Origin of the sequence: Subtercola endophyticus (assembly GCF_021044565.1) — a bacterium.
Classification (GTDB): domain Bacteria; phylum Actinomycetota; class Actinomycetes; order Actinomycetales; family Microbacteriaceae; genus Subtercola; species Subtercola endophyticus.
On sequence record NZ_CP087997.1, the window covers coordinates 2,172,998 to 2,195,214 of the forward strand.

20 protein-coding genes are annotated in these 22,217 nt (G+C 65.8%); 8 read left to right on the forward strand and 12 right to left on the reverse strand.

What is annotated here, in order from left to right:
- Positions 1 to 66: 66 nt before the first annotated feature.
- Positions 67 to 2,466 (reverse strand): ATP-dependent DNA helicase RecG, encoded by a 2,400-nt coding sequence (locus LQ955_RS10165; RefSeq protein WP_231024431.1) that lies wholly within the window; start codon positions 2,464 to 2,466, stop codon positions 67 to 69.
- 92 nt (positions 2,467 to 2,558) lie between these two features.
- On the opposite strand from LQ955_RS10165, the gene rsmD reads away from it, so the two are divergent.
- Positions 2,559 to 3,131, forward strand: a complete 573-nt coding sequence (gene rsmD, locus LQ955_RS10170; protein ID WP_231024432.1) for a 16S rRNA (guanine(966)-N(2))-methyltransferase RsmD — start codon at positions 2,559 to 2,561, stop codon at positions 3,129 to 3,131.
- 4 nt (positions 3,132 to 3,135) lie between these two features.
- On the opposite strand, the gene LQ955_RS10175 is transcribed toward rsmD, so the two are convergent.
- Entirely contained in the window at positions 3,136 to 3,813 is a 678-nt protein-coding gene (locus LQ955_RS10175; protein ID WP_231024433.1) for a hypothetical protein, read from the reverse strand.
- Positions 3,814 to 3,976: 163 nt separating this feature from the next.
- On the opposite strand from LQ955_RS10175, the gene LQ955_RS10180 reads away from it, so the two are divergent.
- The gene (locus tag LQ955_RS10180) at positions 3,977 to 4,627 is read left to right on the forward strand and encodes a TetR/AcrR family transcriptional regulator (protein ID WP_231024434.1); all 651 of its coding nucleotides are present in this window, start codon (positions 3,977 to 3,979) and stop codon (positions 4,625 to 4,627) included.
- Positions 4,624 to 6,336, forward strand: coding sequence for an MDR family MFS transporter (locus LQ955_RS10185; RefSeq protein ID WP_231024435.1), 1,713 nt, complete (start codon positions 4,624 to 4,626; stop codon positions 6,334 to 6,336). Before LQ955_RS10180 ends, LQ955_RS10185 begins: the two co-directional genes overlap by 4 nt.
- Before the next feature lie 96 nt (positions 6,337 to 6,432).
- On the opposite strand, the gene LQ955_RS10190 is transcribed toward LQ955_RS10185, so the two are convergent.
- A complete protein-coding gene (locus LQ955_RS10190; RefSeq protein ID WP_231024436.1) occupies positions 6,433 to 6,735 on the reverse strand; it encodes a DUF7882 family protein in 303 nt (100 codons plus the stop codon).
- 92 nt (positions 6,736 to 6,827) lie between these two features.
- Entirely contained in the window at positions 6,828 to 7,928 is a 1,101-nt protein-coding gene (locus tag LQ955_RS10195) for a thiamine-phosphate kinase (RefSeq protein WP_231028109.1), read from the reverse strand.
- A 110-nt stretch (positions 7,929 to 8,038) separates the two neighbouring features.
- Between LQ955_RS10195 and LQ955_RS10200 the strand changes: the two genes are divergently transcribed.
- From LQ955_RS10200 to LQ955_RS10210, 3 genes are all read left to right on the forward strand, one after another.
- Positions 8,039 to 8,587, forward strand: coding sequence for a DUF3515 family protein (locus LQ955_RS10200; protein ID WP_231024437.1), 549 nt, complete (start codon positions 8,039 to 8,041; stop codon positions 8,585 to 8,587).
- Between the two features lie 160 nt (positions 8,588 to 8,747).
- The gene (locus LQ955_RS10205; RefSeq protein WP_231024438.1) at positions 8,748 to 9,152 is read left to right on the forward strand and encodes a VOC family protein; all 405 of its coding nucleotides are present in this window, start codon (positions 8,748 to 8,750) and stop codon (positions 9,150 to 9,152) included.
- A gap of 504 nt (positions 9,153 to 9,656) precedes the next feature.
- Positions 9,657 to 10,664, forward strand: a complete 1,008-nt coding sequence (locus LQ955_RS10210) for an IS3 family transposase (RefSeq protein WP_255713779.1) — start codon at positions 9,657 to 9,659, stop codon at positions 10,662 to 10,664.
- Between the two features lie 136 nt (positions 10,665 to 10,800).
- On the opposite strand, the gene LQ955_RS10215 is transcribed toward LQ955_RS10210, so the two are convergent.
- Positions 10,801 to 12,840 carry a M3 family metallopeptidase gene (locus LQ955_RS10215; protein WP_231024440.1) on the reverse strand — a complete coding sequence of 680 codons (2,040 nt, stop codon included), beginning with the start codon at positions 12,838 to 12,840 and terminating at the stop codon, positions 10,801 to 10,803.
- A gap of 91 nt (positions 12,841 to 12,931) precedes the next feature.
- On the opposite strand from LQ955_RS10215, the gene LQ955_RS10220 reads away from it, so the two are divergent.
- A complete protein-coding gene (locus LQ955_RS10220) occupies positions 12,932 to 13,768 on the forward strand; it encodes an aldo/keto reductase (RefSeq protein WP_231024441.1) in 837 nt (278 codons plus the stop codon).
- Here LQ955_RS10220 and LQ955_RS10225 read toward each other — a convergent pair.
- The 7 genes from LQ955_RS10225 to LQ955_RS10255 all read right to left on the reverse strand — a co-directional run bounded on the left by LQ955_RS10225 (position 13,765) and on the right by LQ955_RS10255 (position 21,252).
- Positions 13,765 to 14,856, reverse strand: a complete 1,092-nt coding sequence (locus LQ955_RS10225; protein WP_231024442.1) for a D-alanine--D-alanine ligase family protein — start codon at positions 14,854 to 14,856, stop codon at positions 13,765 to 13,767. The genes LQ955_RS10220 and LQ955_RS10225 overlap by 4 nt on opposite strands.
- Positions 14,759 to 15,850 (reverse strand): NAD(P)H-dependent glycerol-3-phosphate dehydrogenase, encoded by a 1,092-nt coding sequence (locus LQ955_RS10230; protein WP_231028110.1) that lies wholly within the window; start codon positions 15,848 to 15,850, stop codon positions 14,759 to 14,761. The genes LQ955_RS10225 and LQ955_RS10230 overlap by 98 nt, the downstream gene beginning before the upstream one ends.
- 89 nt (positions 15,851 to 15,939) lie before the next feature.
- Entirely contained in the window at positions 15,940 to 16,686 is a 747-nt protein-coding gene (locus LQ955_RS10235; protein WP_231024443.1) for a lysophospholipid acyltransferase family protein, read from the reverse strand.
- A 9-nt stretch (positions 16,687 to 16,695) separates the two neighbouring features.
- Positions 16,696 to 18,084: a UDP-N-acetylglucosamine 1-carboxyvinyltransferase gene (gene murA / locus LQ955_RS10240; RefSeq protein WP_231024444.1), complete on the reverse strand. Its 1,389-nt coding sequence runs from the start codon at positions 18,082 to 18,084 to the stop codon at positions 16,696 to 16,698.
- Between the two features lie 12 nt (positions 18,085 to 18,096).
- A complete protein-coding gene (leuD, locus tag LQ955_RS10245; RefSeq protein WP_231024445.1) occupies positions 18,097 to 18,693 on the reverse strand; it encodes a 3-isopropylmalate dehydratase small subunit in 597 nt (198 codons plus the stop codon).
- A 2-nt stretch (positions 18,694 to 18,695) separates the two neighbouring features.
- Positions 18,696 to 20,159 carry a 3-isopropylmalate dehydratase large subunit gene (gene leuC, locus LQ955_RS10250; RefSeq protein WP_231024446.1) on the reverse strand — a complete coding sequence of 488 codons (1,464 nt, stop codon included), beginning with the start codon at positions 20,157 to 20,159 and terminating at the stop codon, positions 18,696 to 18,698.
- Positions 20,160 to 20,244: 85 nt separating this feature from the next.
- The gene (locus LQ955_RS10255; RefSeq protein WP_231024447.1) at positions 20,245 to 21,252 is read right to left on the reverse strand and encodes a TerC family protein; all 1,008 of its coding nucleotides are present in this window, start codon (positions 21,250 to 21,252) and stop codon (positions 20,245 to 20,247) included.
- Between the two features lie 162 nt (positions 21,253 to 21,414).
- Here LQ955_RS10255 and LQ955_RS10260 point away from each other — a divergent pair, with 162 nt between their 5' ends.
- Entirely contained in the window at positions 21,415 to 22,212 is a 798-nt protein-coding gene (locus LQ955_RS10260; RefSeq protein WP_231024448.1) for a TIGR00645 family protein, read from the forward strand.
- Positions 22,213 to 22,217: the final 5 nt, after the last annotated feature.

A 22,217-nucleotide genomic window follows, 5' to 3' on the forward strand; every position in this document is an offset into this window, starting at 1 on the left:
AGGCTATCAATGCGCAGCAGGGGCCGTAACCGCCGGCCACCGGCACCGTAACACCGAGACGCAGCCTCAGCTCTTGGCGAGAAACGCGCGGTCGCTCTCGTCGAGTCGGCGCACGAGCGCGCCGGCGAGCTCCGGATGCCCGGCGAGCGTGGGGTCGAGCTCGAGCACCTCGGCCGCCGCCTCGCGCGCCTCGCCGATGAGATCACCGTCGTGGATCACCCGCAGCAACCGCAGGGATGACCGGCCACCCGATTGGGTGCTGCCGAGCACATCGCCCTCGCGCCGCAGTTCGAGATCGATCTGGGCGAGTTCGAATCCGTCGAGGGTCGAGGCCACGGCATCCACTCGCTCACGGGCGAGGGACTCGGGCTCGGCGTGGGTCACCAGCAGGCAGAGCCCGGGCACTCCCCCGCGGCCGACGCGGCCGCGCAGCTGATGCAGTTGTGAGACGCCGAACCGGTCGGCGTCCATAACCACCATCGTGGAGGCGTTCGGCACGTCGACGCCGACCTCGATGACCGTCGTCGCGACCAGCACGTCGATCTCGCCCGCGGCGAAGGCCTGCATGGTCTGGTCTTTCTCTTCGGCCGACATGCGGCCGTGCAGTGGCTCGATGCGGGCGCCGGCGAGTGCCGGGTTGGCGCGGGCCTCGGCGAGAACGCCGACCACGGTCGCCATGGTGTGCTCGGGTGGCTCCGCACCCGCAACAGCAGCACCAGGAGGCCCGCTGCGGGCTGCTGCCGCGCCCCGTGCCGCCGCACTGGCGCCGGTCGTTCGTTTGGGTGCCGGCCGGGCATCCATCTCGTCGGATTCGAGGGTGTCTGCGGTCTCAGCGACGGTCGATTCGATGGCGGGGCAGACGAAGAACGCCTGCCGCCCTTTCGCCAGCTCTTCGGCGGTGCGCTGCCAAATGCGCCCGGCCCAGCCCGGCTTCTCGGCGAGCGGCACGACGAAGCTCGAGATGCCCTGCCGGCCGGCGGGCAGCTCGGTGATGGTGCTGATGTCGAGGTCGCCGAACACCGTCATGGCGACGGTTCGCGGAATCGGTGTGGCCGTCATCACCAGCACGTGCGGCGGCACCGCGCCCTTGGCCCGCAGCGCATCACGTTGCTCGACGCCGAATCGGTGCTGCTCGTCGACCACGACGAGTCCGAGGTCGTAGAACTGCACGTTGTCGCTCAGCAGGGCGTGGGTGCCGATGACGATTTTCGCCTGCCCCGATACCATGCGCAGCAGGGCCTTGCGTCGCACAGCGATGGGCAGCTGACCCGTATGCAGCGTCGGCATGAGCTCGGCCGAGAGATCGGGGCCCAGCACGCGCACGATCGAGCGGAGGTGCTGCGCCGCCAGCACCTCGGTCGGCGCGAGCAGGGCGGCCTGACCGCCCGAATCGGCGACCGCGAGCATGGCGCGAAGCGCTACGAGCGTCTTTCCCGAGCCCACCTCCCCCTGAATGAGCCGGTTCATCGGCTCGGGCTTGGCCAGATCTGCCGTGATCTCGCTGCCGACGAGGTTCTGGTCGGCCGTCAGGGTGAAGGGGAGCGCCTTGTCGAACCGCTCGAGATACCCGCCCGGTTTGGCAACGCGCGGATTCGCGTGCTGGGCGTGCGCCGCCTGGCGCTGCTGCAGCAGGGCCGTCTGCAGCACAAACGCCTCCTGAAACTTCAGCGCCTCTCGCGCTCGCATGAAATCGCTGTCTTTTTTCGGCTGGTGGATGAGCTGCAGCGCCGTGCCGAAATCGACCAGCCCGCGCTGCTTTCGCAGGGCCGCGGGCACGGGGTCACCGACCGTGCCGACCGCCTCGAGCACCATCGCCATGGCCGCCTGCACCTGCCAGCTCGACATCGTTCCGCTCGCCGGGTAGATGGGAATCGGCGACTCCGCCCACTTCTTGGCCTTCTCGTCGACGCTGCCGTCGAGTTCGAGCAGGTCGAGTTCGTCGAAGAGCTGGTAGTCGGGGTGCGCGAGCTGAAGCGCGCCGCGGTACTCGGAGACCTTCCCGGCGAAAATTCCGCGCAGACCTGGGCGCAGCTCGCGCGAACGCCAGGCCTGGTTGAAGAACGTCAGGCTCAGGATTCCGCGGCCGTCGGAGATCGAGACCTCGAGAATCGAGCCGCGCCGGGCCTTCATCGGCCGCTCGACCACCTTGCGAATCTCGGCGACGATCGTCACCGTCTCATTCAGTGGCAACTCGCTGAGGGCGGTGAGCTCGCCCCGGCGCGCATAACGCCGCGGGTAGTGCTCGAGCATGTCGCCGACGGTCACGATTCCGAACGACTTCTGCAGCACTCCGGCCGTGCGGCCACCGACGATACCCGACACCTTGTCGTCGAGCGGCGACCCGGTTCCGAGGTTGGCGCGCCGCTCCCCCGCCGTGAGTTCGCGTACCGCCCGGTCGTCACCCTTCGTCCACGTCGACCCTCGCGCCGCGGAAGAACTCGCAGCAGATTGGTCAGAGGGGCTCATACGCACGATTCTAGGCTCAGCGACCGACAGATCGGGCCCAACGTGACGCACTCTGAGGAGTGCACCCGACCCGCTGTGGATAACATTCAGCCATGACCCGCATCATCGCCGGCTTCGCCGGTTCGCAGCGCCTGGCCGTTCCCTCGAGCGGCACGCGCCCGACGAGCGACCGGGTTCGAGAGGCCATCTTCTCGGCCCTGGAGTCGCGCGATCTGATCGCCGGCAGTGCCGTTCTCGACCTGTTTGCGGGCTCCGGTGCGCTCGGCCTCGAAGCGGCGAGCCGCGGGGCCGCCGAAGTGACGCTCGTGGAGAAGAGCAGTGCGGCGGCCCGCGTGGCCAAAGGCAATGCAGCGGTCATCCTGAGCGCCGCGGCCGCGTCGAAGGTCACAAAGCCGCGGATTCACGTGGTGCCCCAGGCGGTTTCGGCCTTTCTCGGCACGACCCCCTCGCGTTTCGACGTCGTGTTCATCGACCCGCCGTACGACCTCGGTGAGCCAGAGCTGGCCGACACTCTGCATCGCCTCGTGACTCACGTCGTGCCTGGCGCTACCGTCGTCGTCGAGCGCACCTCTCGCTCGCCCCAGCCCACGCTGCCGCCCACGCTCGAGCTCGACCGCCGCAAAGACTACGGCGAGACGACGCTCTGGTGGTTCACCGCTCGCTGACGCATCAGGCGAGGATGTTCACGGCGCGGGAGACGACGAGGGCGAGCAAGACGAAGGCGCCGATGGATTGGAACGCCATGATGAGTTTGGCGCGGGAGGTCATCGGCATGGTGTCGGTGGGGCTGAAGGCGATCATGTTCGTGAAGGCCACGTAGAAGTAGTCGATGTAACCGGGCCGCCACTGCCTCGAGTCGGCAGGGCTGCCGTCGGTGCTACCGTCAGCGCCGCCCTCGTCGCCGCCGTCGTTCTGCGGAAACCTGAAGTCGGCCCCGGCAGCGTGCCAGCCACCAGCCTCTCGACGGGCGACGGGGCCGCCGTGGTCGAGTTCCCAGTAGACGAGCCCGAAAGTGATCACGCTGCTCAGCCAGACCTGCAGGGCACTGAGAAGCACGTCTTTGCCGTCCGCGTCGCCGTTCAGCAGGTTCTCGATCGTCACGAGCACCGTGATCTGGTTGGCGAGCACGAGGAACGAGGTGAGAACGATCGAGATCCATCGGGAGAGAGTCGTCTCGCGGCACAGCCGACGGGGGTTCTGGATCACGAGCGGTATGAGCAGCGCACCAGCGATCGCCGGCACGAGCCAGCTCGGCAGCACCTGGAATTTCTGCGGAATGAAGTACAACAGCGCCAGATTCACGAGCACCGCGATGAGCACCGGCAGGCGGTCTTCATAGTCAGACATGAGGGATGCTCGTAACTCCACGATGACGAGTGTAGCCCGACCCGGGCATCCGTGCGCAAGCATCCCGGGCCAGATTCATTCCCTGCAAGATTGCATCACAGCAAACTTGCAGGTACGCAACGTTGCAGTTGCGAAAGTTTGCACATAGCGCAATAATTGAGATATGGAAATCACCGCCCCCCTCGGACTACGCGACAAGAAGCGCGCCGAGACCCGGGCCAAGCTCGAACGAGCAGCAGTCGAACTGGTGCTGCGCGAGGGCCTGGCCCACGCCACGGTCGACGCCATCAGTGAGGCCGCCGACGTGTCGAGCCGCACCTTCTTCAACTATTTCGATAGCAAAGAAGACGCCGTACTCGGCATCCACGACCTGGAGCTGACCGAAGAAGCGGTCACCGAGCACCTGCGTAAGAACGACGGTGCCGGTCTCGTCGAGTCGATCGTCAAGCTGTTGTTCTGGGTGATCGGCCCCTCCATTACGACCACCGACCTGCACGCGCTTCGCATGCAGGTCGTTAAGGCCCACCCCGAGCTGCTGAGCAGGCATGTCACGCAAATGACACGCATGGCCGATCAGCTCACCGCGGCCATCCAGACCCTGCTCGCGAGCGATCCCGAATTCGCCGCAGACCCCGTACAGACCCGTTCGGCCTCGGCCGACATGCTGCTCACTATCTGCAGCGGTGGCGTTCGCGTCGCCGTCAAAGAGTGGGTCACCGAGGGCAGCACGGTCAGTTCAGACCCGGCCACGACAGACCAGTTGGAACAGCGAGCCATCGAGCTCGTCAGAGAGGTAACGAAAAAAATCCAATGAGTGCCACAACCGCTCCGGCACCGACCGCATCAACGGCCGCGCCGACTTCGAAACGCAACATCCTTTTGGTGTTCGCCGGCCTGATGGTGACGATGCTTCTCGCATCGCTCGACCAGACCATCTTCAGCACCGCACTGCCCACCATCGTCGGCCAGCTGCACGGCGTCGACCTCATGCTGTGGGTGACCACCGCGTACATCCTCGCGTCGACAATCGTGCTGCCCGTCTACGGCAAGCTCGGTGACCTCATCGGCCGCAAGGGCCTGTTCATCATCGCGATCAGCCTCTTCATGCTCGGCTCGATCATCGGTGGGCTCGCCCCCGACATGGGCCAGCTCATCGCAGGCCGGGCTATTCAGGGCCTCGGTGGCGGTGGTTTGATGATTCTCTCGCAGGCCATCATCGCCGACGTCGTGCCCGCTCGTGAGCGCGGCAAGTACATGGGAATCATGGGCGGCGTGTTCGCCCTCTCGAGTGTCGCCGGCCCGCTGCTCGGCGGCTGGTTCACCGAAGGGCCCGGCTGGCGCTGGGGTTTCTGGATGAACATTCCCCTGGGCATCCTCGCGATCCTGTCTGCCGTGATGTTCTTGCACCTGCCGAAGGGTCAGCAGGGCAAGCCCCGCATCGACTTCGCCGGCATGATTCTGCTGGCACTCGCCTCGACCGGCCTCTTGCTCACCACGACCTGGGGTGGCAACACCTACGACTGGGATTCGCCCACGATCATCGGCCTCATCGTCGGTACCGTCATCGCGGCGATCGCCTTCATCATGGTGGAGCGTCGCGCCTCTGAGCCGATCATGCCGCCGTTCCTGTTCAAGCAGCGCAACTTCGTGTTCACCACGATCGCCGGTCTCATCATCGGAATCGCGATGTTCGGTGCGCTCGCCTACCTGCCGACCTACATGCAGATGGTCACGGGTGCCAACGCCACCCAGGCCGGCCTGCTGATGATTCCGCTGATGGCGGGTCTGCTGATCACCTCGATCGGCTCGGGTCAGCTGGTGAGCCGTACGGGTCACTACAAGTTCCTGCCGATCGTCGGCACGATCATCACGGCCGGCGCGCTTCTGCTGCTCTCCACGATGACCGCCGGGATGCCCGTCTGGATCATCTGCGCCTACCTGGCCATCATGGGTATCGGCCTCGGTATGTGTATGCAGATCCTGATCCTGATCGTGCAGAACACGTTCCCGCTGCGTGTGGTGGGTACGGCTACCGCGTCGAACAACTACTTCCGCCAGATCGGTGCCTCACTCGGCACCGCCATCGTCGGCAGCCTGTTCACCGCGAAGCTGACCACCCTGCTGGCCGAGCGGATGCCCGCTGGAGGAACCGGTACTGCCGGTGGAAACAACTCGCTGACGCCCGACCTGGTGCGCGCCCTGCCCGCCTCGGTTCGTGACATCATCATCGGTTCGTACAACGACGCTCTCACCCCTGTGTTCCTGCTGATGGTTCCGCTGGTGCTCGCCGCTACGGTGCTGCTGTTCTTCGTCAAAGAGAAGCCGCTTGCCACCACGCTCGACCGCGGCGAGGTGCTGTCGGAGTCGCTCGAGGTCGACGGTGCATCGCGAGTCTCCCTCGCCACCGGCGCTATCGCGCTGGAGGAGATCCGGGCCGCGGGGTCGGCAGATCCCGATGCAGAATTGGCTCAGCTGACCGACGACGAGTCGGAAGCAGCCAAGGCTTCGGGGCCACGGCACTAGCTGTAACCCGCATTCGCGTCTGAAGACGAAGAACGCCGGCCCGACCATCCAGTGGTCGGGCCGGCGTTCTTTTGTGCTTGTGGCCGTGTCTGGCTCCTACATATCGGGTTCGGGCAAGAGCTGCAGACCGACGGTCGTGCTGGCGCCGAGCATGAGCGCCTCGATCCAGGCGCGGTTCAGCGCCGGCTCCTTGCTGCCGTAGAACTTGAACTGCAGCGGAATCGACGGGTGCATCCAGAGGCTCGCGTGCCCCGCACCGGCCTCGGGGCCGTAGGCGTACTGCATCGTGAACGATTCGCCGCGGCGCAGCTTCGTGACGATGACGACCCGCAAGTGGGCGAGCACGCGGTCGTCGAACTCGATCTCGACGCCGGGTGTTCCATAGATGAGTTTGCCCATGTGGCAGGAGCTCCGTTCGTCAGAGCGCGGCGGCCGGTGCTCACCACCGGGGTCGGGTCGCGGCGCGTGCCTCAAATTCTACTGGGAGCCGATCAGCCCTCGGCGCCGTTCCAGTCGCTGAAGGGATCCCACCCGCCGGGCTTCACGTAGGCCTCGCCGCCCACCGTGACCAATGGATGCCCGGCAGCACGCTCGAGAACGACCCCGATCCGGCGGAACCCCGCCGGCAGTGGCACGCTCGGCGCGAACGTGGCGAGAAGCGCATGGTCTTCTCCTCCACAGAGCACAAAGTCGCGGGATTGTGCACCGATTACGTCGTCGACGGCCCGCAGCGCTGCCGCCTCGGCTTCGATGGCGGCATGAGAGAAGTCGATCGAGCACCCGCTCGCCGTCGCAATTCGCCCGGCGTCGAGAACCAATCCGTCAGAGACGTCGAGCATGGCGGTAGCGCCGCCCTCGGCTGCTGCCACGCCTGCGTGCAGCGGCGAGGTGGGGGCGAGCTGAGCCTCGATGAGCGCCGGGTGGTGGTGGCGCACGGCTCGCCCGAGCGTGGCGTCGGGGTGGCGGGTTACGGTGGGTGACGTGGTCGTCGGCGACGAACTCGCGCTGGCGGAAGCCGTGGCAACTGACGACATGGCTCGGTCGAAGAGCAGCCAGATGCCGGCACCGGCGCGGCCGAGGTCTCCGGCCACGGCGACCACGTCGCCGGGGCGGGCACCTGACCGCACGACGGGCGCGCGGCCGTCGAGGTCGCCGAAGGCCGTGACGGCGAGGGTGAGAGTTCTCGAAACCGAGAGGTCTCCCCCGACGACCCCGGCGCCCGGGGCGAGCGCCGCGCAGGCGTCGCGGAGTCCGTCGGCGATTCCCTCGAGCGTCGCGACCGGGGTGTCGAGCGGCGCCGCGATAGCGACGACGAGGGCCGACGGCCTTGCGCCCATCGCCGCGACGTCGGCGAGGTTCGTGACCGCGGCCTTCCAGCCCAGATCGTGAGGCGTTGACCAGGCGAGGCGAAAGTCGGGGCCGTGAATCATCATGTCGGTCGTGACCACGAAGCGGGCATCCGGAGCCGAAATCACGGCGGCATCGTCGCCGGGGCCGAGAAGCGCAGAGGCCGCGGCGGGAAGCCGCGGAAAGATTCGCTTGAGCGCCTCGACCTCGCCGACGCTCTCGAGCGTGTCGCTCGGCGGCGACAGGACCGGCGCCCCAGGTGCGGCCTCGCCGCGGGCATCCGGCGCCTGCGCTACCGCCGGAAGCTGAGGGTCGGCCCCATGAGTTCTCACCTGTCAACGGTAGCCTGTCAGTGATGTCTGCCCGTAAACGTCTTCTGGTTCCCGCCGCCCTGGCGGCCGCTTTTGTGAGCATCGTACTGTCGGGGTGCGCCTCGACCGTAGCGCTCGATCCGGCTGCCAGTGCGACCGCGCCCGGCTGCGCGGAGATCATGGTGCGTCTGCCGACAAGCGTGGCGAGCCAAGACCAGCGGCAGACGAATGCCCAGGCGACCTCCGCCTGGGGCACGCCGGCGTCGGTGCTGCTGCGCTGCGGCGTGCAGCCCTACGGCCCGACAACGCTGCCGTGCGTCAACGTGTCGGGCGTCGACTGGATCGAAGACGACTCGCAGAAGCCGTCGTACACCTACACGACGTTCGGCCGCGACCCCGCCACCGAAGTCATCGTCGACTCGAACGCCGTCTCAGCATCGACCGCCCTCATCGACCTGCAGACCGCGATCTCGGCCATCCCCGAAACCGGTCGTTGCCTCGACGCCAACGACCTGCTCGGCACGGGGGATGGAACCTCGACCGGTGCCCCCACCGCCTCCCCCACGGCCCCCGCGGCTTCGGTCGCCCCCTAGCCGCTAGCTTGATGAGGCCGTTCCGACACTGCTGAGGCAGGTGTGGCGACCTCACAAACGACACAAGAGCCTCACGCGGAACGAGAGCCCGAGCGGCCGGCACGGCGCAAGACATTGCAACGGGTGGCGCCCGAACCGGCCGACGGTCGAGAATGGGGATATGTCACTTCGTTGGTACAGCGTGGTCGTCGATTGCCGAGACGTAGCCGCCCAGGCGCGGTGGTGGGCCGAGACGCTCGGCTGGCGCATCGCGTTCGAGTCGGGCGACGAGGCTGCCGTCGTGTCACCGGTTGCGCTCGACGCCGACCGGGTCGTTCCCATCGAGGAGCGGCAGCAAGGACTCGTCTTCGTGCAGGTGCCCGAGGGAAAGACGGTGAAGAACCGCCTGCACATCGACCTGGCTCCGCGTGCCGACGACGATCAGGCCGCCGAGGTCGAGCGCCTTATCGCCCGCGGAGCATCGCGGGTGAACGTGGGCCAAGACGAGTCGAGCGTTGGGTGGGTCGTGCTGGCCGATCCCGAGGGCAACGAGTTCTGTGTGCTCAGCCCCCGCGACAACCCGTGACATGAGTGTTGCGTGCAGGCACGACCGACCATCCGCGGTATTTCGGCGCGTCTGCGGTGGTTTGGCGCGTCCGCGGTAGTTCGACCCTCTGTGTCAGCCTGTGGTGAGACAGATTGGTGGTGTGCTGGTGGTGAGGTCGATGGGTTTGAAGTGGCATCGTCCGGTGGGGTTGAAGCTGGAGATCGTGTCGGCGTATGAGTCTGCTGAGCGGGGTGCTCGGGGTGAGGTGCTGCGCCGGTATGGGGTGGATCGTGGCAGTGTGGCGCGGTGGGCGTTCGCTCGCGATAATGAGGAGTTCGGGCCCTCACCGACGGGCCATCGGGTCTTGGGACGGGCGATGACACCACGCACGCAGAGCGCTGAGATAGCCAGGCTCCGCAAAGAGCTCGCGAAAGCGCAGGCCGACAGGGACATTCTGGAAGCCGCGTTAGAGTCCGTGGGAAAAGCGCACGCGCTCTTGGAGAAACTTGCCGAGAGCGCGGAGCCGGAACCATTGCAACCAGCATCCAGGAAACCGCCGTCGCCGAACTCGTCGCCGCCGGGTTAAGCGTGTCCGCCGCCTGCGCGGCCGCGGGGGTACCGCGAGCGTCCTGGTATCGGCGCAGGCATCGACCGCGAGGACATCGAGCACCGGTACCGCAGTCGGATCGGTTCCAGCCAGCGGCTTTGTCAGTTCAGGAACGCGCCCGGATCGTGGCGTATCTGTGTGACGAGGAGTACGCGGACCTGTCCGTGACGGCGGTGTTCTATCGGCTCTTGGACGAGGGTATCTACATTGCGTCCCAATCATCCTGGCACCGAATCGCGCGCCAACGGCAGCTCACCGGTGACCGGCGTCGTCAGGCCACCCATCCGCCGGCCGTGATCCCGGTGCTCTGCGCGACGGGACCGAATCAGGTGTGGTCCTGGGACATCACGATGCTGCCCAGCACCGATCGGGGCCGCAGTTTCAAGCTGTACCTGATCCTTGACGTGTATTCCCGGTACGTCGTCGGCTGGCGCGTCGAAGACGCTGAACGCGCCACCCTCGCCGTCGCCATGCTCACCGACGCGATCGCTGCGAACAGCGTCCCCGAGGTGCTACACGCCGACCGTGGACCCTCGATGACCTCCGATCTGATGACCGAAACACTAGGCACCCTCGGGATCGTGAAGTCACATTCCCGCCCTCACGTGTCTAACGACAACCCATTCTCCGAAGCCCAGTTCAAAACCATGAAATACGCCCTCGACTACCCCCGCAGGTTCGACACCCTCGAACACGCCAGACACTGGATCGACGCGTTCATCCGCTCCTACAACACCGAACACCACCACTCCGGGATCGGCCACTACACACCCGAGACCGTGCACAACGGCACCTGGCGGATATACCGCAACCGCCGCCAGAGCCTCCTGAACACCGCCTACCAGCAACACCCCGAACGCTACAACCGCCGACCACAAGCCGAAATCATCAACATCCGCACCTGGATCAACCAACCCACCACCGAACTGTCCCACACAGGTTGACAAACACCGCGAACCACCGCGGACGCGCCGAACCACCGCGCATTCACCGACCACCGCGCATTCACCGAGCTACCGCGCGCCGGAACGGGTGGGGCGCAACGGGTGTGGCCGGACATCCGAGACGGTGAACAGGAGCTCAGGCGTTGAGGCCGCGGCGGTCGAGCAGGGGGCCGATTTCGGCGGGGCGACCGCGGAAGTCGACGAACGCCTCGAGGGGCGGAACGGAGCCCCCGACGCCGAGCAAACGTTGGCGAAAGCGGTCGCCGTTGGCGCGGGTGAGGCCGCCGGTGGAGCGGAACCACTCCACCGTGTCGGCGTCGAGCACCTCACTCCAGATGTAGGAGTAGTAGCCGGCGTCGTATCCGCCCGAGAAGGTGTGCGCGAAGTAGGTGCTCGCATACCGGGTGGGCACCGCAGGGTTGTCGAGCCCGAAGGAGGCGAGGGCTGCCGCCTCGAACGCAGCAACGTCGTCGACGGCAGGCGAATCGACCGAAAGCGAGTGCCACGCCTGGTCGAGCAGCGCCGCAGCAAGGTACTCCGACGTGGCGAACCCCTCGTTGAAGCCGGACGAGTCCTGCAACTTCTGCACCAGAGCAGAAGGCATCGGCTCACCGGTCGAGTTGTGCACCGCGTAGTTCGCCAGAACCTCGGGCCAGAGCATCCACATTTCGTTGACCTGGCTCGGAAACTCCACGAAGTCGCGAAACACCCGGGTGCCGGCGAACTTCGGGTACGTCACCCGCGCGAACAACCCGTGCAAGGCGTGCCCGAACTCGTGGAACAGCGTCGTGACCTCGCTGTACGTGAGTAACGTCGGCCCCGACGACGGTTTGGGCACGTTGAGGTTGTTGGTCACGACCACCGGATGCCCGAGCAGCGAGCTCTGCGAGGTGAGCGAGTTCATCCAGGCCCCACCCCGCTTCGAGTCGCGCGTGTACAGGTCGAGCAGGTAGAGCCCCACGACCGAGCCGTCTTCGTTACGGACCTCGAACACGCGAACCTCCGGGTGGTACGCCACCAGATCGAACCGCTCGGTGAACGTCACGCCGTACAAGCGATGGGCGGCGAAGAACACGCCGTCGTTCAGCACCCGCGACGCCTCGAAGTAGGGCCGCATCTCGGCGGTGTCGACGTCGTAGGTGGCCTTGCGCACCTTCTCGCTGTAGAACGCCCAGTCCCAGGCCTGAAGCTCGAATGAAGCGTCGCCCGTCTCGCGCACGGCGAGCTGCTGAAGCGCGGCCTGCTCGGCGCGGGCGTTGCGCGCGGCCGGGCCGGCGAGCTGGCGCAGCAGGGCATCCACTGCCTCGGGCGTCTGGGCGGTCTCGTCGCTGGTCACAAAAGCGGCGTGGGTCGCGAACCCCAGTAGTGCCGCGCGTTCGGCACGCAACCGGGTGATCTGTAGCACGATCTCACGGTTGTCGTGCTCGCAGCCGTGTGTGCCGCGTGAGCGTGAAGCCGTCATGATGCGCTCGCGCACCGCGCGATCGGTGAGCGAAGCGAGGTACGGATGCCCGGTGGGCAGCACCAGCGTGATGACGTACTTTCCGGGCATCCCCCGCTCGGTTGCGGCCGCGGCAGCCGCCGAGATCTCGCCCTCTCCCAGCCCGTCGAGCGAGGCGACGGTGTCGATGACCACGGCGAGTTCGTTCGTATCGGCGAGCAGGTTCTTCTCGAAGCGGGTGGTCAGCGTCGACAGTTCGCTGTTGAGGTGGCGGAGGCGGCTCTTGTCGTCGTCGGAGAGCCCGGCACCGGCCTGGGTGAACTCGGCGTAATACCGCTCGGCCAGGTAGCGCGACTCGGCGTCGAGAGTGTCGCGGTTCTCGTACACACCACGGATGCGTGAGTACAGCGCCGAGTTCAGCCGAATCGCGTCGGAATGCGCGGCCAACTGCGGCGCGAGCTGCTCTTCGAGCTCGTTCGTGAAGTCGGTGCTGTCGGCCGAGGCCTTGTTGAAGAACACCGCGGAGACGCGAGAGAGGGTCTGACCTGCGCGCTCGAGCGGAATCAGTGTGTTCTCGAGGGTCGGCGCATCCGTCTCGGCCAGGATCTCCTCGATCTCGGCCAGGTGCTCTGCGAAACCACGTTCGAAGGCGGGCGCGTAGTGCTCGTCGCGAATGTCGGCGAAGGGCGGCAGGCCGAACTCGAGCGGGCTCGGTTCGAAGAAGGGATTGGGCATACGTCGAGCCTATTGCGACCCGGGCAGGCCGCCGAGCGCAAGCCCCGATGGCGGATTCGGCAGCGTCAGTGGGCGCGCGTAGCGTTGGAGTATGACAGTTCCTAACGTGACCCTGAACAACGGCGTCGAGATTCCCCAGCTGGGTTTCGGCGTCTTCCAGATCAAACCGGCCGACACCAAAGAAGCAACCCTCACCGCGCTCGAGGTCGGCTACCGCCACATCGACACCGCCGAGATGTACGGCAACGAGAAAGAGGTCGGTCAGGCCGTCGCCGAGTCGGGCCTGAAGCGCGAAGACGTGTTCGTCACGAGCAAGCTGAACAACGGCTTTCACGCGCGCACGGATGCCCTGCCGGCCTTCGACAAGACCCTCGACGCCCTCGGCTTCGAGTACCTCGACCTGTTTCTCATCCACTGGCCGCTGCCGGGCATCGGTGACTTCGTCGAGACGTGGCAGGCCATGATCGAAATGCTCGCATCGGGCCGGGTGCGTGCCATCGGCGTCTCGAACTTTCAGCCGCACCACCTCGACAAGCTCTTCGCGAAGACCGACGTCGTTCCGGCGGTCAACCAGATCGAGGCGCACCCGTACCTGACGCAAGACGACGTGCGCGACTTCGACCGCGAGCACGGCATCGCCACCGAAGCCTGGTCACCCATCGCTCAGGGCAAAGTGCTCGACGACCCCACCATCGTGGGCATCGCCGAGAAGCTCGGCAAGACTCCCGCCCAGATCACCCTGCGCTGGCACATCCAGCGCGGCGACATCGTCTTTCCGAAGTCGGTGACGCGCGAGCGCGTGGTCGAGAACTTCAACCTCTTCGACTTCGAGCTGAACGACGACGACATCGCGGCGATCACCGCCCTCAACCGCGACGAGCGCACCGGGCCGAACCCGGACGAGTTCAACTACATCCCGAAGGGCTAGACCTCGAGCGCCAGAGTGATGAGCTCGTCGATGATCTCGGGGTAGGTCAGGCCCGAGGCGATCCAGCACGTGGGGAACATCGAGATGGGCGTGAAGCCCGGCATCGTGTTGATCTCGTTGACGACGAAGCCCGAGGGTGTCAAGAAGAAGTCCACACGGGCGAGGCCTTCGCAGCCGATGGCGGCGAAGGCCCGCACCGCGAGACTCTGCATCTCGGCGAGCTCGTCTGCCGTCAGAACGGCGGGGCAGACGAGATCGATTCCCGGGGCATCCAGGTACTTCGCTTCGAAGTCGTAGAACTCGCGCGCGGTCATCACGATCTCGCCGGCGACGGATGCCCGGGGGGCCGCCCCCGCACGACCCTGCAGCACGCCGCACTCCACCTCGCGGCCCACGATTCCCTCTTCGATGAGAACCCGGTTGTCTTCGGCGAGCGCCACCGTCATCGCCGCACAAAGCTCAGACCACTGCTTGACCTTACTGACGCCGACCGACGAGCCGGCCCGAGCGGGCTTGACGAAGACGGGCAGCGTCAGAGCGGCGGCCGCCACCGCTTCGACCTCAGCGGGAGCCGCGGCCCACTCGCGCGCGGTCACTGTGCGCCACGGCGCCACTTCGATGCCCGCCTGCTGCAGCACGGTCTTGGTGAAGTGCTTGTCCATGCCGAGAGCGGAGGCGAGCACACCGGCCCCGACATACGGTAGCCCGACGAGCTCGAGCAGACCCTGAATGGTGCCGTCTTCGCCGTACGGGCCGTGCAGGATGGGAAAAACCACGTCGACGGCGCCCAGCGAGCGAACAGCGCCCCGGGCATCCGTTACCGTCAGCTCACGCGAGAGCGCGCTCTCGGGCCAGTGCACACGGGTGCCGTTATCGACGACCGACGGCAGGTTCGCCGGGTCGAGTGTGAACTTCGATGCGTCGTCGTCTTCGAGCACAAACGCGCCGTCACGCGTGATGCCGATAGGTACGACCTCGTACCGCGAGCGGTCAATCGCCTTGAGCACCCCGCCGGCCGTCGCGCAGCTGATCGAATGCTCGCTGGAACGGCCGCCAAAGAGCAGAGCCACCACGGTTTTGTTTGCCATCGTTCGGCCTTTCGCCCTGGGGTTCGAGTGAATCGGTTGTGAGGTGCGGTGCAATATCCCGGGGGTTCAGCGTACCGGCAAGCACCTGGCTGACCTGCTGAACGATAGGCATGTCGACACCGCGTGCCGCGGCGAGCGTGAGGATCGGCGCCACCGACGCGAGCCCCTCGGCGGTCTGCTGCATGCGGCCCACCACGTCGGCGAAGCTGTAACCCTGGCCGAGCAACCGGCCCGCGGTGTTGTTGCGCGAGAGCGGCGAGCTGCTGGTGGCGATGAGGTCGCCGAGCCCGGCGAGCCCGGCCATGGTCTCAGGATGCCCGCCATACGCCACCGCGAACGCCGTCATCTCGGCGAGCCCTCGCGTGATGATCGACGCCTTCGTGTTCTCGCCGTAGCCGACGCCGTCCACGATGCCGATGGCCACGGCGATGAGGTTCTTCAGCACGCCGCCGAACTCCGTGCCGATGACGTCGGTATTGACGTATGAGCGAAAGTAGCGGTTGGTGGCGACCATCGCTACAGCCTCGGCGGTCGAAAGGCTGTCAGACGCGATGACGGCGGCCGTCGGCTGCTCTTTGGCGATCTCGAGCGCGAGGTTGGGGCCAGAGGCCACGGCCAGCCGATCGCGGTGAAGATCAAGACCGTGCTCGAGCACCTCGCTCATGCGGAGCCCCGTGCCCTTTTCGACGCCCTTCATCAGACTGACCACGATGGTGTCGTCGCCCAGCGCGGGCCGCAACGCATCGAGATTCGAGCGCAGCGACTGGCTCGGAATCGACACGAACACGATCGACGACCCGGCGACGGCCTGTTCGAGGCTGGCGGTGGCGCGGATGCCCGGCGGCAGGTTCACGCCCGGCAGGTAATCGCTGTTGCGCTTGGCCTCGTTGATCTCGCGCGCGAGTTCGGGGCGCCGAGCCCAGAGGGTGACGTCTGCTCCCCCGTCGGCGAGGATCTTGCTGAACGTGGTACCCCAGCTGCCGGCCCCGAGCACGGTGACGGCCTTCTGCGGGGCGGCCAGCGCCGCGGCGCGCGCGGCGGCCCGGCTCGCACGAGAGGAGCGAGGCGTGACTGATCGGGGCGTCACAGCGGTCTTCCGAATTCGGTCTGGTTGTGGTCGGCCGGGTTGTACCGCTCGGCGGGTGCGCTCTCGCCACGAAGCTGCTCGAGCAGAGTGGTGATGGCGGTCATGACCTGGTCGGTCGCTTCGAGCAGAGCGCTCTGGGTCAGCGGCTTGCCGCGAAACCGGTCGAGATCGACCTCGTCGCCGTAAAGAACGTGAACGGTCTTTCGCGGGAAGAGGCTGATCTTCTTGCTCCAGCGCGGCAGAATGTGCTGGTCGCCCCAGTGCGCCACCGGAATCAGCGGCACGCCGTTCTCGAGCGCGATGCGCACGGCCCCCGATTTGCCGCGCATCGGCCAGAGGTCGGGCTCGCGAGTCAGGGTTCCTTCGGGGTACACGATGACGCCCGCACCCGACGCCGCCAGATCATTTGCGGCCGACATGGCTTCACCGCCGGAGGTTCGGGTGGTGCGCTCGACGGGTATCTGCTTCACCTGGCGCAGTGCCCAGCCGAGCACCGGCACGCGGAAGAGAGACGCCTTCGCGAGAAAACGCGGAGCACGGCCCAGGCGCCACACCGACCATCCGATGACCACCGGGTCGAAGTCGCTGAAGTGATTCGGGGTGAGCACAAAAGAGCCGGTCTTCGGCAGCTTCTCACCGTGCTGAACGTCGAGCCGGCAGATCGCCGCCGTGAAGGCGATGACCGGCGCAGCCATTACCCGGAACGCGACATTCTTCTCGTGCGCCCTTGCCTGTTGCGGCATGAAGAAGGGTTACGACTCGAAGGAGAAGTCTGCTCCGAGCTTCTCGAGCTTGCCGGTGAAGTCACCGTAGCCGCGGCTGATGAGCCCGACGTTGCTGACCCGCGACTGACCCTGAGCGGTGAGAGCCGCGATGAGGTGGCTGAAGCCGCCCCGCAGGTCGGGAACCTCGATGTCGGCACCGTGCAGCTTGGTAGGCCCGACGATGACGGCGGCCTGCTCGAGCGCACGACGCGGAACGCGGCGGCCCTCGCCCTCGAGACCGTTCTTGTGTACCGTGATGTCGGCGCCCATCTCGACGAGCGCCTCGGTGAAGCCGAAGCGGTTCTCGTACACCGTCTCGTGCACGACAGACGTACCGATGGCCTGGGTCAGCGCCACGATGAGCGGCTGCTGCCAGTCGGTCATGAAGCCGGGGTGCACATCGGTCTCGATGACGACAGGCTTGAGGTCACCGCCCGGGTGGAAGAACCGAATGCCGTCTTCTTCGATGTCGAAGTCGCCGCCGATCTTACGAAAGACGTTCAAGAACGTCATCATCTCTTGCTGCTTCGCGCCCACGCAGAAAATGTCGCCCTTGGTCGCCAGAGCAGCGGATGCCCAGCTCGCGGCCTCGTTACGGTCGAACAAGGCACGGTGGTCGTAGCCCTTCAGGCTGTCGACGCCCTCGATGAGAATGACCCGGTTGGGCTCGATCGAGATGATCGCGCCCATCTTCTGCAGCACGGCAATGAGATCCATGATCTCGGGCTCGATGGCCGCGTTCTTCAGCTCGGTGATGCCCTTGGCACGAACACCGGTGAGCAGAACCTGCTCGGTGGCGCCGACGCTAGGGTAGGGCAGCTCGATGTTGGCGCCCTTGAGGCCGTTGGGCGCCGTGATGTTGATGCCGCTCGGCAGCTTGTCGACGACGGCACCGAAGGCGCGCAGGGCGTCGAGGTGAAAGTCGATGGGGCGGTCGCCGATGCGGCAACCGCCGAGGTCGGGAATGAACGCGTGCCCCAAACGGTGCAGCAGCGGCCCGCAGAACAGGATCGGAATGCGGCTCGACCCCGACAGAGCGTCGATCTCGGCGCTCTGGGCGATGGCCACGTTGGCCGGGTCGAGAACGAGGATGCCCGATTCGGGGCTGCCCGTGATCTCGACGCCGTGAATCTCGAGCAACCGCGAGACGACGTGCACGTCGCTGATGTCGGGCACGTCACGCAAGACGCTCTTCGTGTCGCCGAGCAGAGAGGCGACCATGGCCTTCGTGACCAGGTTCTTCGCCCCGCGCACGTCGATACGGCCGCGCAAGGGGCGCCCGCCGTTCACGATGATGGTGTCAGAGAGAAGACCCACGCGAGCCGCCGCCTTCTGTGCATCGAGCAGGAGTGATGCGTCTTGGAGGAGTGTGTTCATAAAGGGTGCTGCCTACTTCACTGGGAGTGTCTTCGGCCGCCATGATGCTCGGCGGCTCTCGAATTCTGTGATCTCTGCTTCATTGCGCAGAGTGAGCCCGATGTCGTCGAGACCTTCGAGCAGCCTCCACCGAGTGTAGTCATCGATGTCGAACGGCAGCCGGAGGTCGCCCACAGACACGGTTTTCGTGTTCAAATCGACACTGATCGAAAGGCCCGGCTCGGCGTCGATGGCCGACCAGATGGTTTCGATGTCGGCTTCGCTCAGGGTGGCGACGAGCAGGCCCTGCTTGCCCGAGTTGCCGCGGAAGATGTCGCCGAAGCGCGAGCTGAGCACGGCGTCGAATCCGTAGTCGCGCAGCGCCCAGACGGCGTGCTCACGGCTCGAACCCGTGCCGAAGTCGGGGCCCGCCACCAGAATCTTGGCGCCCTGGTATTCGGGCTGGTTCAGTACGAAGTCGGGGTCTTGGCGCCAGGCATAAAACAGGGCGTCTTCGAAGCCCGTCTTTGTGACGCGCTTCAAGAACACGGCGGGGATGATCTGGTCGGTGTCGACGTTCGACCGGGTCAGCGGCGCAGCGACTCCGGTGATGACGGATACGGCGTCCATGCTCAGGCCACCCCTTCGTTCGACGACGCACCGACGAGCGAGTGCTCGTTCTGGGTGAGATCCCAGGGGCTCGACAGCGTTCCCCTGATCGCAGTCGCGGCGGCGACGAGCGGCGACACCAGATGGGTGCGCCCGCCCTTGCCCTGCCGGCCCTCGAAGTTGCGGTTCGAGGTGGATGCACAGCGTTCGCCGGGCGCCAGCTGGTCTGGGTTCATTCCGAGACACATCGAGCAGCCCGCGAAGCGCCACTCGGCACCGAACTCTTCGACGATCTTGTCGATGCCCTCGGCCTCGGCCTCGATGCGCACCCGCGCTGAGCCCGGAACGACCATGACGCGAACATTGTCTGCCTTCTTCTGCCCCTTGATGACCGAGGCGAACGCGCGCAGGTCTTCGATGCGGCTGTTCGTGCACGACCCCATGAACACGGCGTCGACCGCGATCTCTTTCATCGGAGTGTTCGCGGTGAGCGCCATGTACTCCAGCGCCCGTTCGGCGTTGGCGCGGTCGTTCGCGTCGATGATCAGCGACGGGTCGGGCACGTTCTCGCTCAGCGAGACGCCCTGGCCGGGGTTGGTGCCCCAGGTGACGAACGGCTCGAGCTCGTCGGCGTTCAAAAAGACCTCGGCGTCGAAGATCGCGTCTTCGTCGGTGGCGAGCGTGTTCCAGTACGCCACGGCCTCATCCCAGTCGTCGCCCGCGGGAGCGTGCGGGCGACCCTTGAGATACTCGTACGTCGTCTCGTCGGGTGCGACCATACCGGCGCGTGCGCCCGCCTCGATCGACATGTTGCAGATGGTCATGCGACCATCCATCGACAACGACCGGATGGCCGAACCGCGGTACTCGAGCACGTAACCCTGCCCGCCGCCGGTGCCGATCTTCGCGATCACCGCGAGAATGATGTCTTTCGCCGTCACGCCGGGGCGCAGCGTGCCCTCGACGGTGATGGCCATCGTCTTGAAGGGCTTCAGCGGCAGGGTCTGCGTGGCGAGCACGTGCTCGACCTCGCTGGTGCCGATGCCGAACGCCATCGCGCCGAACGCGCCGTGGGTCGAGGTGTGCGAGTCGCCGCAGACTACGGTGATACCCGGCATCGTCAAGCCGAGCTGCGGGCCCACCACGTGCACGATGCCCTGCTCGACATCGCCGAGCGAGTGCAGCCGAACGCCGAACTCCTTGGCGTTGGCGCGCAGGGTGTCGATCTGCAGGCGGCTCGTCGCGTCGGCGATGGGCTTGTTGATGGCCAGCGTCGGCGTGTTGTGGTCTTCGGTGGCAATCGTCAGGTCGAGGCGGCGCACCGGGCGGCCCGCGGCGCGCAGGCCGTCGAAGGCCTGCGGGCTGGTGACCTCGTGCACGAGGTGGAGGTCGATGTAGAGAAGGTCAGGGCTGCCGTCTTCGCCTTTGACGACAACATGGTCATCCCACACCTTTTCGGCGAGGGTGCGAGCCCTGGTTTCTGACATGATTCTTCCTTCTCGAACGCGGTGCTACCGCGTGCTGATGTATCCGCTCATTCTAACCGCGCGGGTTGGAATTGATTCCCGACGGCTACTTCGGTGCGTCGTTCGAGGTGACGGCTCGCCGAGCATCCACTCGCATCTTGATGAGGCTCGCTACGGTGGCGACGGCCATCGAGAGGATGATCACCGCGAGCGAGGCGAAGGTCGAGATGTCGGGCACCCAGTCGATTCCCTCACCACCGTTGATGAACGGCAGCTGGTTGTCGTGCAGGGCGTGGAACACGAGCTTCACCCCGATGAAGGCGAGGATGAACGCGATGCCGTAGTGCAGGTAGACCAGCTTGTCGAGCAGGCCACCGAGCAAGAAGTAGAGCTGGCGAAGGCCCATCAGGGCGAAGATGTTCGCCGCGAACACGATGAACGGGCTCTGCGTAATGCCGAAGATGGCCGGAATCGAGTCGAGCGCGAACAGCAGATCGGTCGACCCGATGGCGATGAACACGATGATCATCGGCGTGAAGAAGCGCTTGCCGTCGATGGTGGTGCGCACCTTGGTGCCGTCGAAGTCGGGCGAGATCGCCACGCGCTTGCGCAGCACACGGGTGAGCAGATTGTCTTTCTGGTCTGCCTCGTCGTCGTGCTTGCCGAAGGCCTGCTTGATGGCGGTGTAGAGCAAGAACGCGCCGAAGATGTAGAAGATCCAGCTGAAGTTCTCGATGAGGCTGGCGCCCAGCACGATGAAGATGGCGCGCAGAATCAGGGCGATGATGATGCCCACCATCAGCACCTCTTGCTGCAGCTTTCGGGGCACCGCGAAGCGCGCCATGATGATCACGAACACGAACAGGTTGTCGATACTGAGGCTGTACTCGGTGACCCAGCCGGCGAGGAATTCGACGGCGTGCGTGCTGTCGCCGATGACCCACATGAGGCCCGCGAAGATGAGCGCCAGCAGCACGTAGAACGCGACCCAGAGGGTCGACTCTTTCGTCGAGGGGATGTGCGGGCGCTTGATGACGAGCAGCAGGTCGCCGATGAGAATCAGGGTCAAGACGACGAGAGACGTGATCTCGAACCAGAGGGGCAGAGCGGTCATTCGAACCTTTCGCACGACAAAGCGGCGAAAGTCTCTCCCGCACGAAGAATCGTGCCACCGCGCCGGGCCTTCGATGACGAAGACCGTATTGACGACAACGGTGAAGTGGGATACTCCCCTTCATTGAGAGAGTGTACAGGAAGCGTCTCGTACCCTCGAAGCATGGCCAAACCCGATTCGACCATTATTCGTTCCTACCGACCCCAAAGCGCAGGCGTGAAAGGCATCGGGTACCTGATCTTCTTCAGCCGCTGGCTGCAGGCTCCGCTGTACCTCGGGCTCATCGTGGCCCAGCTCATCTACGTCGTGGTGTTCGTGATCGAGCTGATCCACCTCGCCGAGACCGTGATCCACGACCCGCTGAAGATCGACGAAGCGAAAATCATGCTCGCCGTGCTCGGCCTCATCGACGTGGTGATGATCGCGAACCTGCTGATCATGGTGATCATCGGCGGCTACGAGACGTTCGTGTCACGCATCGACATCGACGGGCATCCGGATCAGCCCGAGTGGTTGTCGCACGTCAACGCCAATGTGCTGAAGGTCAAGCTGGCGATGGCCATCATCGGTATCTCGTCGATCCATCTGCTGAAGACGTTCATCGAGGTGGGCGACATCGGCTCGCCCGAGTCGGAAGACGAGAGCATCACGGGCGAGACATACACCAGCGAGGGGGTGTTCTGGCAGGTGATCATTCACAGCGTGTTCATCTTGTCGGCGCTAGCGCTGGCGCTCATCGATCGCATGTCGAAGGGGCGCGGCGGATCCGTTGCGCTCGGCGCCGGCGTCGGTGTCGGGCTGCATCTTGGCACGGACGGCACGGCGGCAGCTGGCGCGCCGACCGCCGGGCCTTCAAGTGCGACGCCGACCGGCGGGCCCACGACCACGAGTTCGGCGCCCATCGCGGGGCACCTCGTCAACGGGGTCTTCGTGCCGATGGAGCTCGAAACCCGCCACTGAGGCCC